General features: G+C 46.7%; 14 protein-coding genes. 12 read left to right on the top strand and 2 right to left on the bottom strand.

From position 1 onward, the window contains the following. The first annotated feature begins 6 nt into the window (after nucleotides 1–6). From ASL11_RS24810 to ASL11_RS24820, 3 genes are read left to right on the top strand one after another with little or no spacing between them, the layout of a single operon-like run. Nucleotides 7–726, top strand: coding sequence for an ABC transporter ATP-binding protein (locus ASL11_RS24810; RefSeq protein ID WP_056621824.1), 720 nt, complete (start codon nucleotides 7–9; stop codon nucleotides 724–726). Then, the gene (locus tag ASL11_RS24815) at nucleotides 723–1,901 is read left to right on the top strand and encodes an ABC transporter permease (RefSeq protein WP_056620840.1); all 1,179 of its coding nucleotides are present in this window, start codon (nucleotides 723–725) and stop codon (nucleotides 1,899–1,901) included. Before ASL11_RS24810 ends, ASL11_RS24815 begins: the two co-directional genes overlap by 4 nt. A 24-nt stretch (nucleotides 1,902–1,925) precedes the next feature. Next, a complete protein-coding gene (locus ASL11_RS24820) occupies nucleotides 1,926–4,076 on the top strand; it encodes a hypothetical protein (protein ID WP_056620842.1) in 2,151 nt (716 codons plus the stop codon). Between the two features lie 54 nt (nucleotides 4,077–4,130). Here ASL11_RS24820 and ASL11_RS24825 read toward each other — a convergent pair whose 3' ends face one another. Next, nucleotides 4,131–4,709, bottom strand: a complete 579-nt coding sequence (locus ASL11_RS24825) for a beta-class carbonic anhydrase (protein WP_056620844.1) — start codon at nucleotides 4,707–4,709, stop codon at nucleotides 4,131–4,133. Between the two features lie 51 nt (nucleotides 4,710–4,760). Then, entirely contained in the window at nucleotides 4,761–5,084 is a 324-nt protein-coding gene (locus ASL11_RS24830; RefSeq protein WP_056620846.1) for an iron-sulfur cluster biosynthesis family protein, read from the bottom strand. A gap of 143 nt (nucleotides 5,085–5,227) precedes the next feature. Between ASL11_RS24830 and ASL11_RS24835 the strand changes: the two genes are divergently transcribed. The 9 genes from ASL11_RS24835 to ASL11_RS24875 all read left to right on the top strand — a co-directional run bounded on the left by ASL11_RS24835 (nucleotide 5,228) and on the right by ASL11_RS24875 (nucleotide 17,644). After that, nucleotides 5,228–6,748 (top strand): carboxypeptidase M32, encoded by a 1,521-nt coding sequence (locus ASL11_RS24835; protein WP_056620848.1) that lies wholly within the window; start codon nucleotides 5,228–5,230, stop codon nucleotides 6,746–6,748. A 487-nt stretch (nucleotides 6,749–7,235) separates the two neighbouring features. Further along, entirely contained in the window at nucleotides 7,236–8,249 is a 1,014-nt protein-coding gene (locus ASL11_RS24840; protein WP_056620850.1) for an ABC transporter substrate-binding protein, read from the top strand. 53 nt (nucleotides 8,250–8,302) lie between these two features. Continuing rightward, nucleotides 8,303–9,076 carry an ABC transporter ATP-binding protein gene (locus tag ASL11_RS24845; protein ID WP_056620852.1) on the top strand — a complete coding sequence of 258 codons (774 nt, stop codon included), beginning with the start codon at nucleotides 8,303–8,305 and terminating at the stop codon, nucleotides 9,074–9,076. Further along, complete coding sequence (locus ASL11_RS24850; protein ID WP_056620854.1) at nucleotides 9,069–9,914, top strand: ABC transporter permease; 846 nt, start codon at nucleotides 9,069–9,071, stop codon at nucleotides 9,912–9,914. The genes ASL11_RS24845 and ASL11_RS24850 overlap by 8 nt, the downstream gene beginning before the upstream one ends. A gap of 78 nt (nucleotides 9,915–9,992) precedes the next feature. After that, nucleotides 9,993–10,952 (top strand): aromatic acid exporter family protein, encoded by a 960-nt coding sequence (locus ASL11_RS24855; protein WP_056620856.1) that lies wholly within the window; start codon nucleotides 9,993–9,995, stop codon nucleotides 10,950–10,952. A gap of 114 nt (nucleotides 10,953–11,066) precedes the next feature. Beyond that, nucleotides 11,067–11,633: an outer spore coat protein CotE gene (locus ASL11_RS24860; RefSeq protein ID WP_056620858.1), complete on the top strand. Its 567-nt coding sequence runs from the start codon at nucleotides 11,067–11,069 to the stop codon at nucleotides 11,631–11,633. 142 nt (nucleotides 11,634–11,775) lie between these two features. Beyond that, the gene (locus ASL11_RS24865) at nucleotides 11,776–13,245 is read left to right on the top strand and encodes a putative amidoligase domain-containing protein (RefSeq protein ID WP_056620860.1); all 1,470 of its coding nucleotides are present in this window, start codon (nucleotides 11,776–11,778) and stop codon (nucleotides 13,243–13,245) included. Between the two features lie 238 nt (nucleotides 13,246–13,483). After that, nucleotides 13,484–16,123: a DNA mismatch repair protein MutS gene (gene mutS / locus ASL11_RS24870; protein WP_157257040.1), complete on the top strand. Its 2,640-nt coding sequence runs from the start codon at nucleotides 13,484–13,486 to the stop codon at nucleotides 16,121–16,123. Between the two features lie 81 nt (nucleotides 16,124–16,204). After that, the gene (locus ASL11_RS24875) at nucleotides 16,205–17,644 is read left to right on the top strand and encodes a S41 family peptidase (protein ID WP_056620863.1); all 1,440 of its coding nucleotides are present in this window, start codon (nucleotides 16,205–16,207) and stop codon (nucleotides 17,642–17,644) included. Nucleotides 17,645–17,646 lie beyond the last annotated feature (2 nt).

Below are 17,646 nucleotides of genomic sequence, written 5' to 3' on the forward strand. Positions count from 1 at the left end.
TCTTTGATGAATATCATTGAACTGAAAGATATAACGAAAACGTATAGGCGCGGTGAGGAAGATCTTCCCATTCTACGTAACATATCGTTATCTGTTGCCGATGGAGATTTCGTTGCCATTATCGGGCCCAGTGGATCCGGTAAATCGACACTGATGAATACGATCGGCTTGTTGGATGTGCCAACATCAGGCAGTTACACCTTGGACGGTGTCGTAACGGAGCGTATGAGTGATAATGAATTGGCAGAGCTTAGAAATCAGAAGATCGGCTTTATTTTCCAACAATTTAACCTGCTTCCAAGACTAACCGCGATGGAAAACGTTGAGCTCCCGATGATCTATGCTGGCATTGCTAAGAAAGAGCGTAAGGAACGTGCGAATGCGATGTTGAAAATGCTGGGCATGGGAGAACGTGGTCATCACCGGCCAAGTGAGCTGTCAGGCGGTCAACAGCAGAGGGTAGCCATTGCGCGTGCATTGGCGATCTCACCTTCGCTGATTCTAGCGGATGAGCCGACAGGTGCTTTGGACTCGCGTACAGGTGAGGAAGTGCTGGAGCTTATCCTGCAACTGAATGCACAAGGTAACACCATTGTTCTCATTACGCATGATCATCATATCGCGGATAATGCAAAGCGTGTCGTTGCCCTCCGCGACGGCGTCATCGTGGACGATTATCGGAATGACACGAAGAAGTCGCTAGTGCAGCAAGAGGTGAGTGTATGAAGGTAAATGAACTGATCCGGATGTCCCTTCGGACGATCATTTCAAGTCCGCTGCGTACATTCCTGACCATGCTTGGCGTTATTATTGGCGTAAGCTCAGTTGTCACACTCGTTTCCATCGGACAAGGAACTTCGGAAGCTATTGCGAAGCAATACGAGAACATGGGAACGAATTTGCTCGTCGTAACCGCGACGGGGAATGGGCGTGCGACACAGCTCAGTTATGATGACTTGATGAATTTCGAGAATTTCCCAGAATTCAAATCCATTGCACCAACGATGTCCAAGAATGGTTCTAATGTCAAATATGATCGCACGCAAGAAAAATATAACGTCCTTGGAACGAATGACCGCTATTTCGACATCATCAAAGCAACAATCGACAAGGGTCGAAATTTGTCGCCGACAGACCTTGAATTTCGTTCGAATGTAGCCATTCTGGGAAGTGAAGTCACGAAGAAATTTTTTGGGACATTGAATCCAGTTGGTGAAAATATCAACATTGATGGTGTTGTTTTCAACGTGATCGGTACACTTAAGGAAAAGGGATCCAATATTGGAGGAGCTTCTGTAGACAGTTCAGTTATCGTGCCGTTAGAATCTGCTAGACGTCAATTCAAGCTGGGTCAAATTCGAACAACGTATGTCGAAGCACCTACGAAGGACGATATTTATACTGCGCAAGAGACGATGAAGCAGTACTTGACGTATAAATTTAAGAGCGATACTGGATTTGTATTAACGAATCAGGACGAGTTGTTGAAAGCACGGACTGAAGCAACGAATACACTTACGAATCAATTAGTGGCGGTTGCTTTGATTTCCTTGCTCGTCGGTGGAATTGGAATCATGAATATTATGTTAGTTACAGTAAGTGAGCGAACACGTGAAATTGGGATTCGCAAATCAATTGGGGCTAAGCGTCGTAATATTTTGCTTCAATTCCTAGTGGAAGCGGTCGTTATTAGTGGTATGGGTGGTTTAATTGGACTGCTGCTAGGCATCGGATTCTCATATGCTTTACCGTATTTTAGTCCGAAGCAGTCGACCAGTCTTTCCTTTAATGTAGGCCTTTATTCTTTCTTATTCTCTGTATTAGTCGGAGTGGTTTTCGGTTTATATCCGGCAAACAAAGCATCTAAACTGCGTCCGATCGACGCATTGCGTTCTGACTAAATGTAACTACAAGGAGGACTCCCAGTGATCCAACAACGTAAGATGAAACGACTGCTCAGCCGTTCGGCTTTATTGCTAACCGCTGCAAGCTTTTTAACACTTCCTCTGGCAACATCAGCTTTCGCTGGCAAGGAAGGTGTATTTCTCAGTGATTCCGTCTATTTTACTCTGGACAAAGTGTCGTTATCGGTTGGTGCCGAGGATGGTTCGCTTCGTTTCTCATTAGGCTTGAACAATCATAGTGATACAATCGTCGATTTCAATAATTATGGCGTAAAAGTCATTGATGCCAATGGCATTACGTATACTGCGAAGCTCAATGAGAAGGTTGTTGCACGTGTGAAGGCAGGAGAAACGGGGACGTTTAAATTTACGTCAGAAGTTCCGAACAATCTGACACCTTCCGATTTGAAGGTAGATATTTTCCGATGGAATAATAATACGACATCTGATATCGGCGCGCTTTCTGTCGAATCTGCGATGGTCGAAACAGGTCAAACGTTGGAACAACAAGCCGTTATTAACTTAAAAGAGATTGATACGACGCTCGCTGAAGAAACGTTAGTTACCGCTAAATTAGGACAAAGCTATAAAGTGTACAAAGATGGCGTGTGGATGGTCTACACGGATCTGACTCTGTCTAACGAAAGCAGTGCCAGTGTGAAGCTGCCAGATGGACTAGAACTCAATTTCCAAGATAGCAAAGGGTTGACGTATGGCGCTCAGTTTGTAGCTAATGTAGGTGCCTTGCTTCCTGATCAGCCTGTGACAGCGACGCTTCAAGCAGCTGTTCCCGCTACACTGGATACGAGTAAATTATCATTGCTGTTCTCGCCTAAAGGAAAAGTGAAAACGACACTTCTGGGTACACTGAATGCAGCTAAAACCTTCTCAGTAGGCCGTCTCAGTGACAAAATTGCCTACCCGAATAAAGATGCGAGTGATGCTTTGAACGGGCTAGTTATGTCGACCTCATGGGCATCAGCTGTTCAGCAAACAGATGGGTTACATGTGCAAGCGAATGTGACATTGACGAACGAAAGTGATGGCATTGTTACAGTTCCTAACTTGACTGGAGAATTCCAGGCGAGTCGTAGTAATGTAGGTGTGACATCGAGCGATAATGCCGTTCGTTCTGCCTACTTATCTCCGAATGAGTCGACGACGTTCCATTTCCAAGGTGTTGTACCCGCTTCACTTAATGCAGAAGCGTTACAACTGGTCGTACTGGAGAAGCAAAGCGCGGCTGCCTCCACAACTGCAGGAGCAACTACAGGAACAGGAACGGGATCAGGAACAGGTGCTGCAGGTAACACGGATAATTCGAAGCAAGTAGCTTCGCTGCCCGTTTCCGTGACTTCACTTGCAGGTGCAGGTGTTGCTGGCGAAGCGACAACTTATGCTGCTGCGTCAGCGTATAAGATCGGTGAACCATTTAAGCTAGCCTCGACGAATAGCATGGATTCGAATATGGACATGTCGCTCGTTGAACTAGGAATGAGTGTGAACACAGACTTCGGGTATAAGACGGTAGTTGCGAAGTATAAACTAACGAATAAAAGCACGACAACATTGGCTTTGCCTGATTTCCAAACCGATCTGACGAATGAAGATGGCTACACCTATACAGGTGTGCGACAAACCAATGTGGCCAAAAACATTGCACCAAACACGAGCTATGTGTTGAATTATTCTTACATGGTGCCAGATAGTGAGGATGCAGATAAACTTGCACTAAATCTCTATGATACGAACCGTTTGGCAGTTGGTTCATTTAAAACGGAAGTGCAGCCAATCCCAGAGACGGGACCAATCTCTGTGTATCCATTTACGATCGACTTCGACGATTACTCGCTTAGCGCTACGTATAGTAAAGATGGGTCCTATAGTTATCGTTTGCGATTAGATCTAGATGTTCAGCGCCAAGCACAAGTCATCACAGATGCGAATTTCTCTTCACTCGTGTTTGAGGTTGTAGATACCGAAGGACGCTTACTGAGCTCCAAACCAATGACCTTTACAGGTCAGCAAAGGATTTTGTCTGGCGTTCAGTTCCTCGAATTTACCAATATTAGATCTGAGCAACTGAATACAGGCTCCTATTTCAACATTTATGAGGTTATCTCCACTCCGAATGGTGAAGCGAAACGCTTGATCCGTACGATTAAGCCATAACGACAAATAAAAAAGAGTAGGTCCAGTAAGAACTGGATCTACTCTTTTTCTTTTTTATAATACCTCTGGTGCAGGCGGGTATGCCGCGTCAACGAGATCTAAACGACCTGTTTCTGGGTCGATGATCAGACCATGTACGGGTAAATTTTTGGGAAGTAAAGGATGATTCCGAATAATATTAACGCTTTTCTCGATGCCATCGCGCACATGCTCGAAACCAGTGAGCCAGCGTTTTAGATCAATGCCAGCATGTCCCAATGTTTCAATGACATCGTCGGAGATGCCTCTTTTTTTTGCGTTGGCAATGACTGTTTCCGAGTTAAGTCCTGTCATACCACAATCATAGTGTCCAATGACGAATACTTCATCGGCATCCAGCTGGTAAACAGCGACGATAATACTACGCATTAAACTTCCGAAGGGGTGAGAGATAATGGCGCCAGCGTTTTTAATGATTTTGGCATCTCCATTATGAAGATTCATCGCCTTTGGAAGTAATTCCACAAGTCGCGTATCCATACACGTGATGACAACCATTCGTTTGTCAGGAAATTTCGTAGTCAGAAACTCTTGATATTGCTTCGTTTCAACGAAATCCTTGTTGTAGCTTAAAATCTCATTAATTAAAGACATGGGTTTCCCTCCAGGTAAGTTGATGTGCTGCATGTCTATGTTTGTGCAGCTTTATCGTTTATCGACTAAGCTCATACCCGCATTGTAAATCTGATTATTACTCTTCAGTATATAGGATTTGTTGCCTTCATGGAAGTCGATTTTCATGTTGTCCTCAAAAAAGATCTCGTCCTTCGCTTTATATATCAAAGGAAACGTATCGGTTACAGCGGAAATATCTTCAGCATTAGCCGCAGAAACCAACCATAGGGTAGGTACGCCATTCACGGAGCAGCCACAGCCTTCTGTATCAAAAACGAGCTTAAGTAGGGTGTTATTTTGCTCCATCCAAGGCGTTAATCGTTGTTTAGCTGTATCGGTAAATGTAATGTTCATAACGTCATCTCCTCACTTCGTTGCACAACAAACAGAATGCTGAATAAATGCTAGTCCTTATTCTACCACATTCAGATCGAAATTTGATTCTAACTCTCGTTGGAAGTATGATATTTATGAAACATTTGGGAGGAGATGAGCACATGAGTGTTAGTGTTGGTAATGCCAAATTGGCATCGTTCAAAGCTTATGTTCGTAAAATGAAGCAGTACGAAGAGGCAATCTCTTTGATCTATTGGGACATGCGGACAGGTGCTCCAAAAAAAGGGATCGAAACACGTTCTGAGGTTGTCGGTGAGCTCTCCACCGAGGTATTTCGAATGTCTACATCGGAAGAGATGGGCGACTATGTTAATTTCTTCATGCAGCCGGATGAGCTAGAGCAGTTAGATCCCATATCCCGCAAAATGGTGCAAGAATGCAAAAAAGAATACGATCGCAGCAAAAAAATTCCAGCTGACAAATATCAAGCTTATGTCGTGTTAACGTCACAAGCAGAGTCCGCATGGGAAGGCGCGAAGCATAATTCGGATTGGGCGTCTTTTCAGCCATATTTGGAGAAAATCGTGGCGGCTACACAGGAGTTTATTGAGCTGTGGGGCTATGAAGGGCATAAATATAACACCTTGCTGGATATGTACGAGCCAGGGATGACCGTTGAAAAGCTGGATGAAGTATTCGGCACCCTTCGAGAAAAGGCTGTGCCACTCCTTGCAAAGATTAGTGATTCAGCGAATCAGCCGAATCGTTCCTTCTTAGATCAACAGTTTGATATTGGGAAGCAGAAGCAATTCTCGCTTTCTATTTTGAAACAGATGCAATATGACTTCGACGCTGGCCGTCTGGACGAGACGGTACACCCATTTGCGACAGCGTTAAACCCAGGCGATGTGCGGATTACGACGCGTTACTTGCCAAATGACATCACATCAGCCCTATTCGGAACGATTCATGAAGGCGGACACGCGCTGTATGAGCAAAATATTTCTACTGACCTCGTTGGAACTAATCTATGCTCTGGTACTTCGATGGGGATTCACGAGTCGCAGTCCCGCTTCTGGGAGAACGTCATTGGCCGCAGCAAACAGTTCTGGGATCGCTATTACGGTGAACTTCAGACGACCTTTAGCGGGCAAATCGATGAGGTTGGCGTAGACGATTTCTATCGTGCGATTAACCATATCGAGCCATCCTTGATCCGAATTGAAGCGGATGAGCTTACGTACAACTTACATATTATGATTCGCTATGAGCTGGAAAAAGGGCTATTCAGCGGCACGATCGCTGTAGCGGATTTACCTGCGGCGTGGAATGCCAAATACGAGGAGTATTTGGGAGTTACGCCTCCGAACGACGGCGAAGGTGTCCTACAGGATGTACACTGGTCTGGCGGTGCGTTCGGTTATTTCCCATCGTATGCGCTTGGGAACATGTACGCGGCGCAATTCACGAACACGCTTCGCAAAGAACTGCCTAACTTTGATAGCTTAATTGCTGAAGGCAACCTAGCACCGATTAAAGAGTGGTTGACAGAGAAGGTTTACCAGCATGGTAAACTGCTGACACCGAACGAAATCATTCAACAAGTAACGGGCGAGCCGTTGAATCCGGAGTACTTGGTCGCGTATCTGGAAGAGAAGTACTCGGAAATCTATGGCATTTAGTAATAACAGAGCTCAATGTTTTTATTCATAAGAGTGTGAGATAAAACAGCTTTTTCTGACGAATTTTTCGTCGGGGGAAGCTGTTTTTTCGTGTCGCTACTTGTCTTTCATCTCTATCTTACTCTCATCGTCCAACCAACTATCAACTATCGCTTCCTTCTATCCGACCATCAACAGTTACTCCCTCGATCGACTGCCCTCTCACGATTAACTTTCCTACCCGCCACCAAACTCCACCTCCGTAACAAAGTTGCACGGAGAAGTCGCCAACTTCAACGATTCGCCTCGCGATAGGATTGGAGGATTGCGATATGCTTAAAACCTCATTCAAACCTCAACCTGTCTTCGTGCACACGCACAAACACCGCAGCATCTTCGTCATAAATCCCAAATGTATTCAACTCCATTAGCTTTTCTGGAAGAACCATTAACCGACGTCTGGGCTCCTGCATAGGATACATTACAATTCAAATCGGAGGGACGTCCTATGAACAATCGGAAAAGATGGGGATTCACATTATCCGTCGTTCTGCTCTTAAGCTTAATCGCTTCAGCGTGTGGAACCAAAACGGAAGAAACAACGAAGGTGCGCATTGGTGAGGTGACGCGTTCCTTGTTCTATGCACCGCAGTATGTTGCGCTATCACAGGGCTTTTTCAAAGATGAAGGGCTCGATGTGGAACTGACAACAACACCTGGTGGAGACAAAACGATGACTGCGCTGCTCTCGAATGCCATTGATGTTGCGCTTGTTGGATCAGAAACATCGATTTACGTGTCACAACAAGGCTCGGATGATCCAGTTATTAATTTTGCACAATTGACCCAAACGGACGGCACTTTCCTAGTTGCTCGAACTAAAGTCGATAAGCTGGATTGGAATGCACTCAAAGGGAAAGTATTCCTCGGGCAACGTAAAGGCGGCATGCCGCAAATGGCTGGCGAGTTCACACTGAAGAAGCACAACATCGACCCGCAGAAAGATTTGCAGCTAATCCAAAATATTGATTTTGCGAATATCGTATCGGCATATGCTTCGGGAACTGGTGAATACGTACAGCTTTTCGAGCCGCAAGCATCGATCATTGAGAAAGAGGGCAAGGGTTATGTACTTGCATCCTTCGGAGTTGAAAGCGGACAGTTGCCTTATACCGTGTTTATGTCAAAGCAAAGCTTCATCAAAGCCAACCCGGCCACCATTCAGAAATTCACGAATGCGATTCAACGGGCGCAGTTATGGGTTGCCGCGAAGAGCGTAGATGAAATCACGGAAGCGGTATTGCCTTATTTTAAAGATATCGATGTCGCGATTGTGAAAAATGTTGTGAAACGATACAAAGATCAGGGCTCTTTCGCAACGGATGGCATTGTGGATGAGAAAGAATGGAATAACTTGCTTGACGTGATGACATCAGCTGGAGAGCTAAAAGAGAAAGTGGCATGGAGCAAACTGGTGAATAACACTTTTGCAGAAAAAGCGAAATCAAACGTTAAGAAATAATCTCATGTACGAACTACTCAACGCAGGATGAAGATAAGAGGAGGTTAGGTGCCATGGACACAGCTGTTCAGGTCGGAGATGTCACACAGGTTTACGTAACTGAGGAGCGGGCAACGCTTGCCTTACAAGGAATATCGTTTGACATAGCGAATGGAGAGTTCGTCAGTCTGATTGGACCTAGTGGCTGTGGCAAAACTACCCTCTTATCCATCATTGCGGGACTCCTTCCACCGACGTCAGGCCGGATAACCGTGGCAGGGCATCACGTACAGGGACCATCGCCAAAAGTGGGTTACATGCTGCAGCAGGACTACTTATTTCCTTGGCGGACGATTGAAGCTAATGCTTGTATGGGACTGGAAATCGCAGGCATTCTGACGAAAGAGAAGAAGCAGGGGGCGCTTCACTTATTGGAGGAAATGGGTCTGCTAGCATTCAAAGATTATTATCCTGCGCAGTTGTCTGGCGGGATGAGACAGCGCGTTGCACTTGTTCGAACATTGGCAACAGAACCTGAGCTGCTTCTACTAGATGAGCCTTTCTCTGCACTGGATTATCAAACGAAGCTGCAGCTAGAAGATTTGGTTGTAGAGACGCTGCGCGCTAAGAAGAAAACAGCGATTCTGGTCACGCATGATATTTCAGAAGCGATTGCGATGAGTGATCGCATTATCGTACTGGCTCCGAATCCAGGGCGGATTCGCAGGTCGTTCCTTATGCCAGAGGTGGTAAGGGCAGCAGTGCCTTTTGAAGCGAGAGAATTGCCTGAATTTCATGCACTATTTCGGCAAATTTGGCAGGAGTTTGGGGGTGTGCAGCATGGATAATCACGATAACCACCAGCGCATCCAAACCAATCAACCGAATGAGACATTAAAGCAGGACGTACATCAGCGTTTTCTGAAGGCGAGGAAGAGAGAGACGAAGTGGGTACGACTTTTTCAAGCGGCCATTTTACTTCTATTTTTATCCCTATGGGAGATAGCCTCACGTTTGAAGTGGATTGATGTCCTGCTTTTTAGCTATCCGACCAAGGTATTCGCACTACTCTGGGAAAAACTGCTAGACGGTACGCTGCTTCCACATGTAGCGGTCACAGTAGAGGAGACGATTATTGGATTTTTCTTGGGGACGATCATGGGAACAGCTTTAGCGGTTGTGATTTGGTGGTCGCCATTTCTGTCGCGTGTACTGGATCCTTACATTGTCGTGCTGAATAGTATGCCTAAGGTTGCACTGGGTCCTTTATTTATAGTCGGTTTTGGGCCTGGCTTACTGTCTATTATTGCAACAACACTGTCGATCACGGTCATTATTACGACGCTTGTCGTTTATGGCAGCTTTAAGGAAGTGGATCATAACTACGTTAAGGTCGTTAAGTTATTTGGAGGCAATCAGCGTAAGGTATTTCTCAAAGCGATCTTGCCATCCTCTTTTCCTGCTATCGTTTCTACGCTGAAAGTCAATGTAGGCTTGGCCTGGATCGGCGTCATCGTTGGTGAATTTCTAGTGTCCCAGAAGGGGCTGGGATACTTAATCATATATGGTTTTCAAGTTTTTAATTTCACCTTAGTGATATCTACCCTGTTCGTAATCGCAATCGTCGCAACGGTGATGTATCAGCTCGTAGCCAATTTAGAGAAAAAATTAACGAAGCATCGGTAATCAGGAAAGACTTGCCACAGCCCTATGCAAAATGAAATAATGAGCCCATAGAAAAACCTGTAAAAGAGGTGAAACACTATGGGCTTTCGTGTGCTCAAAACAGCCATTGCGGTCATAATCGCGATGTATCTGGCGTATATATTAGGGGTTCATACGCCTGGAGCAGCGGGGCTTCTTGCCATTCTGGGCATTGAAGTGACGAAGAAGAAAGGCATCCAAAGTGCCTTGCACCGTATCGCGGCATCCATTCTGGCACTACTCATCGGTTCGGTCTTATTTAACCTGCTTGGGTTCCATATTTGGGTCGTTAGTTTATTTATTCTTATCGTGTTTCCAGTTCTAGTTCGGCTCCGGATTACCGAAGGGGCTGTAACAGGCGCGGTCGTCATGCTGCATCTTTTTGCTTATGAATCAGCGGACTGGCCGACAGTATTTAATGAACTAATCTTGCTAGTTATTGGACTGGGTTCAGCTACTCTTATCAATATTGCTTATATGCCAAAGGCTGATGCCGCACTTATCGCTCATAAACAACAAATAGAGGGATTGTTTTCCGACATTTTTGTCAACATTGCGAAGCATCTTCGGGATAATACGGTGATTTGGGATGGGAAAGAGCTTCTCGAAGTCAGTGAGGAAATTGAACGCGGGGCAAGCTTGGCGAAACGGTCAATGGAGAATACGTTATTGTTTGGTTGGGATCCCTATTGGCGCGTGTATTTCTACATGAGAGGTGAACAGCTGGAGTCGATCCATCGGATGATTGATCTCGTTGCCGGGGTGTATCAGACCTTACCACAAGGAGAGTTGGTTGCTGCGATCTTCGAAGATATTAGCCAATCTGTGAAGGAAGACTATTATACAGGGGAAGCAGAGAAAGAATTACAAGAGCTGAATGCTCGTTACAAGGGGATGCCATTGCCCGAGAGTCGAGAAGAATTCGAAGTGAGATCAGCGATTTTACAGCTTAACAGAGAGTTAATGCACTACTTAGGTATTGCCAAAAAGCAAAAAAAACACCGACCTGAAGCGGGTTGACTCTGACAGATATCAGTATTTTCGAATCTCAAAAATAATATAAAATAATTGTCACTCTAGACTACTGTCCTGCATACACTTGTAATGAATGATTGTATGGAGGAGGTTGAAAGGATGTCATTAGATAAAGATTTGCAATGCAGAGAGATCATTACAAAGGCTGTCTGCGGTAAAGGTCGCAAATTTTCTCATGTAAGTCATACCGTGACTCCGCCTTATTCTCCAACCAGTATTTTGGGCGCTTGGATTATTAATAACCAATTCGAGGCTGTCCATTCTGGAGAGGGCGTAGAGGTAGTTGGTACTTACGATATCAACATCTGGTATTCTTACGATCGTAACACCAAAACAGACGTAGCAAAAGAAACCGTATCGTATGTAGAAATCGTTGGACTAAGCTACTTGGACAAAAAACATAAGCCGACGACAGCCGAAGTATCAGCTGTCGCGACGCAAGAGCCGAACTGCGTAGAGGCCAGCATCTCTTCAAGCGGCGACAGCGTCATCATTCGGGTGGAACGCGAGTTTCAAGTTGAGCTCATTGCCGAAACGAAAGTCTGTGTAGTCGTTTGCACCAACGGCTGCAATGACTTCGACGACAAGCACGTGGATTTCGATGACAGTGGCGATGGTGATTTTGAGGATCTGGACGCCGATCTGCTCGAGGATGAACTGGATTAGGGGATCTTATACGCCATTATATGCGGGCTAAAGAGGTTCGGCAGAGGGCATTTGCCCTCTTTTTTGTTGTATTCGCACATTTGGGCATTCGCGTATATAAAGCGCCAGGAGCAGTGGTAATAGGTGAATAGGAGGTGTTAGAATGGAAACCTTCTTCCTGCATGCACAGGAGAAAGACGCACAGGAGCTGGCCGAACGAATCCGTATTCCGAGTGGAACCAATCTTCCGGTGGATTGGCAAGGTCAGCTCATCATTCATTGGGGAGCTGCACATGATGAATATCCCCAGAAGCTTGCTCTGCAGCCCATTAAAGCGATCATGCGCGCTCAGAATCGGAGGAAGCGAGATACGCTGTTACAACTTCACGGTATGAAAACGATCACCTCACAGACAGTCTCCTCAAGAGGGAAAAGGGAACCCGTGCTTTTTACGCATAAATATAAAGTAGCTGTGTTTCATCTCCAAACGCTTCTTATTTATGAGAAAAAGGAGACGGTCCTGCTTTCGGAGAAGTCCTTGCAGCATCAAAGACAAGTGAATGTGAATGCTGCTTACATAGAAGTGGGTCCAGCACAAATCAATTTCCACTCTCGGAGGGCGAGCCGAGAATCCGTCAAAGCGATCTATGCCCTTGGCTTAGATTATGGCCTCGTCACCATTGGCATCACACCGACGGGGCATACACTCGTGCTGGATGTCGATCCCGTTCCGAAGCTGAACGGGAGATTGGTGCAGCTCTTCGCGCAAGCGATCGATCAATACGATCAATCACTTGCGAAAGAGCTGGAGCGCAAAGAGCGAGCAATGCTCGGCTGCGATCCGGAGTTCCTGCTCGTGAACCCGCAGGGCAAGGTCGTCTTCGCCGACCGCTTCCTAACCCGCGATGGCGCCGTAGGCAGCGACGCTATCGTGCTAAGCGGGCATCGCGTGATTCTGCCGCTGGCTGAGCTGCGCCCACAGCCTAGCGTGGACCCACTGCAGCTCGCAAAGAACGTGCGTGTAACCATGGGGCTTGCCGCACGGAAGATCACAGACCATAGTCTCGCCTGGTGCTCGGGTGGCATGCCCGTGCGCGGCTACCCGCTGGGCGGTCACCTGCATTTTAGCCGCTGCTGGATGAATGGGCATCTGCTGCGTGCGCTGGATAACTATCTCGCGCTGCCGCTGATCTTGATCGAGGATGAATCGACGCGTGGTCGGCGCCCACGATATGGCTATCTTGGAGACTTCCGTAAGAAGTCGCATGGGGGGTTCGAGTACCGGACGTTGCCGAGTTGGCTGGCCTCTCCCGTCATCACTCGCGGTGTATTCGCATTGGCTGCGCTGATCGTGAATAACTACTGGCGTTTAACGCGGAAGCCACTGCAAGAACCTGATATCCAAGCCGCGTATTACAGTGGTGATAAACGGAGGCTAAAAGATGAAGTAGAGAAGCTATGGAAGGACTTGGAGCAGCTCAAGGGGTATGAGGTCCATGCAGGATTGTTGGAAGGTCTTCGATCACAAATCAATTCCATGGTGTCGTGGAACGAAATGGCGGACATTCGGTTCGCATGGAAAATTGCACCCGGGGTGTTGAAAGAAGCATTTGATGAAGGAATCATGTTATAATAGATTATCTATCGCATCATAGAGTTAGGGATATTTATGAGATTAGTAGTAGTTGGAAATTGGTTGGAAAATGAATGAAATGTGAAGGCTGTACACGAATTTCGTTGTTCTGCTTGCTGGGCCATTATTGGGTATGCCGCAAGCAGAATGACTTCTATTAAGCTGTGTACGGATGAAAATAAGAATGATAGTTTCAAAGAGTTCACCTTAATAACGGAATAGGTTGGAGGAACACAAGTTGGCTACATATACGCCGATGATTCAGCAGTACTTAGCCGTGAAGGCACAAGTTCCAGATGCTTTTTTATTTTTTCGTCTGGGCGATTTTTATGAGATGTTTTTTGAAGATGCCATTAATGCTTCACGCGAATTAGAGATTACGTTAACAGGCCGTGAAGGTGGCGGTGAAGAGAAAATTCCGATGTGCGGCGTCCCTCATCATGCGGCGGACAACTATATGTCCCGCTTAATTGAGAAAGGCTACAAAGTTGCCATCTGTGAACAGGTGGAAGATCCTGCTGAGGCCAAAGGCGTTGTACGCCGAGAAATCGTACGGATCGTTACGCCAGGTACAGTGATGGATAGCAAACTCCTTGGAGAATCCGTCAACAACTATATCGTATCTTTGGTCAACCAAGCGGATGGATATGCCTTTACAGCCTGTGATATTTCAACAGGGGAGCTTTACACAACGAAGCTGGCTAATTCCTGGGAGCTCGTCGTTGATGAGTTAAATGTCTATAATCCATCTGAAATTGTGACCAGTCAAGTGCTGCTGACAACGATTCGCGAGTCTGGTGCTGCGTGGGGCCGAAATATGGTGCTAACGGAGTGGAGCAGAGCGGACGAAACCTTGCTTGATGAGCATTTTGCAGAAGATGCCGCGTTATCAAATTTATCTAGCATCAGTCGACAAGGTGTTGCTACATTGCTTGCTTATTTAAAAGAAACGCAAAAAAGAGCACTAACGCATGTGAAGCACATTCGCATCTATGAACCGGATCAATTTATGACGATGGATCCGTTTACTCGTCGAAATTTAGAACTCGTTGAAACGGTTCGTGAGCGTGCGAAAAAAGGGTCGTTATTGTGGCTTTTGGACAAAACGGTAACTGCCATGGGTGCGCGAATGCTGCGCCGTTGGATCGAGAAGCCACTTATGAATGTGGCGCGGATTGAGGAACGATTAGAAGCTGTCAATCTGCTCTACAATCAATTGATTGTGCGAGAAGATGTGAAGCAAGCCCTGAAGGAAGTCTATGATTTGGAGCGTTTGGTCGCTCGAATCTCCTATGGCAATGCCAATGCCCGCGATATGATCGCGTTGAAGCACTCCTTGCAGCAAGTTCCGATGCTGCAGCAGTTATGTGCCACGTCGGGATCCGAAACACTGCGGAAGCTCGTTGAGAATATGGACGTCTGTGATGATGTCATGTCCTGGATTGCCAATGCGATTGAGGACGAGCCACCTGTTTCCATTCGTGACGGGGGAATGATTCGCGAAGGCTATCAACCTTACCTAGATCAGCTTCGTGAAGCTAGCAAGAACGGGAAGCAATGGATTGCCGAGCTGGAGCGTCAAGAACGAGAAGCTACTGGCATTAAGTCGCTCAAAATCGGCTATAACAAAGTGTTCGGTTACTTTATCGAGGTTACGAAAGCCAACATGTCCGCCCTGCAGGAAGGGCGCTATGAGCGTAAACAAACGCTTGCGAATGCGGAGCGATATGTGACGCCAGAGCTTAAAGAGAAAGAAGCGCTTATTCTGGAAGCGCAGGATAAAATGATTGATCTGGAGTATGAGCTGTTCACGGAGCTGCGCGACCGGATTTCGAAGCATATCTCCAGATTGCAGAAGCTGGCGGAGGTTATTGCCACCGCCGATGTGTATCAATCGCTAGCGACGGTCAGCGCGGCGCATCACTTCCGCAAACCGGAGATCGGCGAAGGCTTCGATCTTGCTATTGAAGACGGACGACACCCCGTGGTGGAGGCTGTCATCCAGGACGGCTCGTTCATCGCGAACGGGACGAGCCTGCTTCAAGAGCAGGGCCGCATTCTGCTCATTACCGGGCCGAACATGGCCGGTAAGAGTACGTATATGCGGCAAGTAGCCGTGATCTGCCTCATGGCGCAGATCGGCTGCTTTGTACCTGCGAAATCCGCGCGCATCCCGGTCACGGACCGGATTTTTACGCGGATTGGCGCTGCCGATGACCTCATCGGCGGTCAGAGTACGTTCATGGTCGAGATGATGGACATCCAGGTCATGACGGAGAAGGCGACGAGTCAGAGCCTTGTCATCATTGATGAACTGGGCCGCGGCACCTCGACTGGAGAAGGGATGGCGATCGCTCAGGCCGTCATTGAATTCCTTCACGATCGGATCGGCTGCAAGACGCTCGTGTCGACGCATTTCCATGAGCTCGCCCATCTGGAAGAGAGCCTTGTGCATCTGCGCAATCACTGCATGGCCGTGAAAGAAAGCGGCAGGCAGGTGACCTTCCTGCGCAAGCTCATCCCTGGGGCAGCTAGCACGAGTTACGGCATCTACTGTGCCGAAATCGCCGGGCTGCCAGACGCGATCATTCAGCGCTCGTACGCGCTGCTGAATGGCTTTGAAGAGCGCGCGGCAGCGTCAGCTGTACCGCAAGCCGCAGCGATCGCTGCCTTTGCCACAATTGCACCTCCCGTGGCAACACCGATCCGGCAGTTGTCCCTCTTCGAGGAGGACAGTCCAGCTGATGTTGCCGTCAAGAAGAAGCCTGACGGCAAATCCCAACTGGTACTTGACCAGTTGAAGGGGATTGATCTCATCAATATGACGCCACTACAAGCGCTTAATTTAGTTTACGAATGGAAGCAAAAACTACAGTAACCAAAGGCGCCAGTTTCAGTTATTTTTAACCTTATACTTCTTAACTTGACTTTAGATTACTACTGGAACGGAGATATGCATATGAGTTTCTCACCTTTGAATAAGAAAGCAGTTAAAGCAACTTTGGCACTCGCATCGGCTCTAGCCGTCGTTATGCCTGCAAGTGCCATGGCACAAGAAGATCTACAAACCGTTCTCGTGCGTAAGACACTTGTCGAAAACCATGTGAGCGGCGTTTCCCTAGAGGCACTGGAAAATCAGAGCATTGAGCAGATGATTGCTGGGTTGAAGGATCCGTATACGGTACTCTTCACACCTCAGGATTACGGTCAATTCTCGAATACGCTTGAAAATAGCTTTGAAGGCATTGGATGCGTAATTGGGCTTGATGACCAAGGTGTATATGTTTCGAGAACAATCCCAGGTTCCCCGGCAGAATTAGCTGGGTTGCAGTCTGATGATTATATCAAAGCTGTGGATGGCGTAGCTGCTTCGACAACTTCAATTGATGCTGTTCGGAGTAAAATTATTGGCGTCGCAGGTACCAAAGTAAAGGTGACCGTACTTCGCGGGGATAAAGAAATAACGTTCGAACTTACTCGCCAAGCTGTAAATTCCCCGGAAGTGTACAGCAAAAGTTTTGCCAATGGCGTGGGTTACGTACAAATCACGGACTTTTCTGATGAAGCTGATGAAGAATTTGACAAACAACTAAGTGCGCTGCAAGCCAAAGGACTGAAGTCATTAATTCTAGATGTTCGTGATAATCCCGGTGGTTATCTAGAAACGGCTCGTAATATTGCCAAGCATTTTGTAAAAGATGGCGTCCTCATTCATACCCAGAACCGTGATGGTGTGGATGATCCTGTGACTTTTGAAGATGGAAGTCCGCTGGGGATTCCTGTTTATATTTTAGCGAATGAGAATAGTGCAAGTGCTTCAGAGGTACTTTCGGGTGCTTTACAGGACTACGGAGTTGCGAAAGTGATTGGTATGCAAACATTTGGTAAAGGAAGCGTTCAGCAGCTCTTTGAGCTTCCAGATCAAAGTGTGTTGAAGGTCACAGTTGAAGAATACTTAACACCCAAAATGCGAAAAGTGAACAAAGTAGGCATTACACCGGACTTGAAGGTTGATGGCGTGTCGGCACAGCTTATTACAGCACTTCATGAAACAGGTATTTCAGATATCCAAGTGTCGTTTACAAAACATAATGTTACGTATAACGGTGTTGACGTTGGGTATGGCTTCGGCAGCTTCAGTGAAAAAGGTAACTTCTATGCTTCGGCACGTGGGCTAGCTGCTCTTATCGGGGCCAAAATTACATGGAATGATCCGAATCGTACGGTAGATATCACGGATAGCAAGGGAACGCATGCGTTTGCCATTGAATCCGATAAACTGATGCTTGTAAACGGTATGAGCTATGTCAATGTCGATGTATTTGATGATTATTTTCCGCAGCTGAAGGTCGTTCACCAAGGGGAGAACGTTTCTATACAGGCTACAAAGGGGAATTAAGA

The sequence above is a fragment of the Paenibacillus sp. Soil750 genome (assembly GCF_001428045.1).
Lineage (GTDB): Bacteria > Bacillota > Bacilli > Paenibacillales > NBRC-103111 > Paenibacillus_E > Paenibacillus_E allorhizoplanae.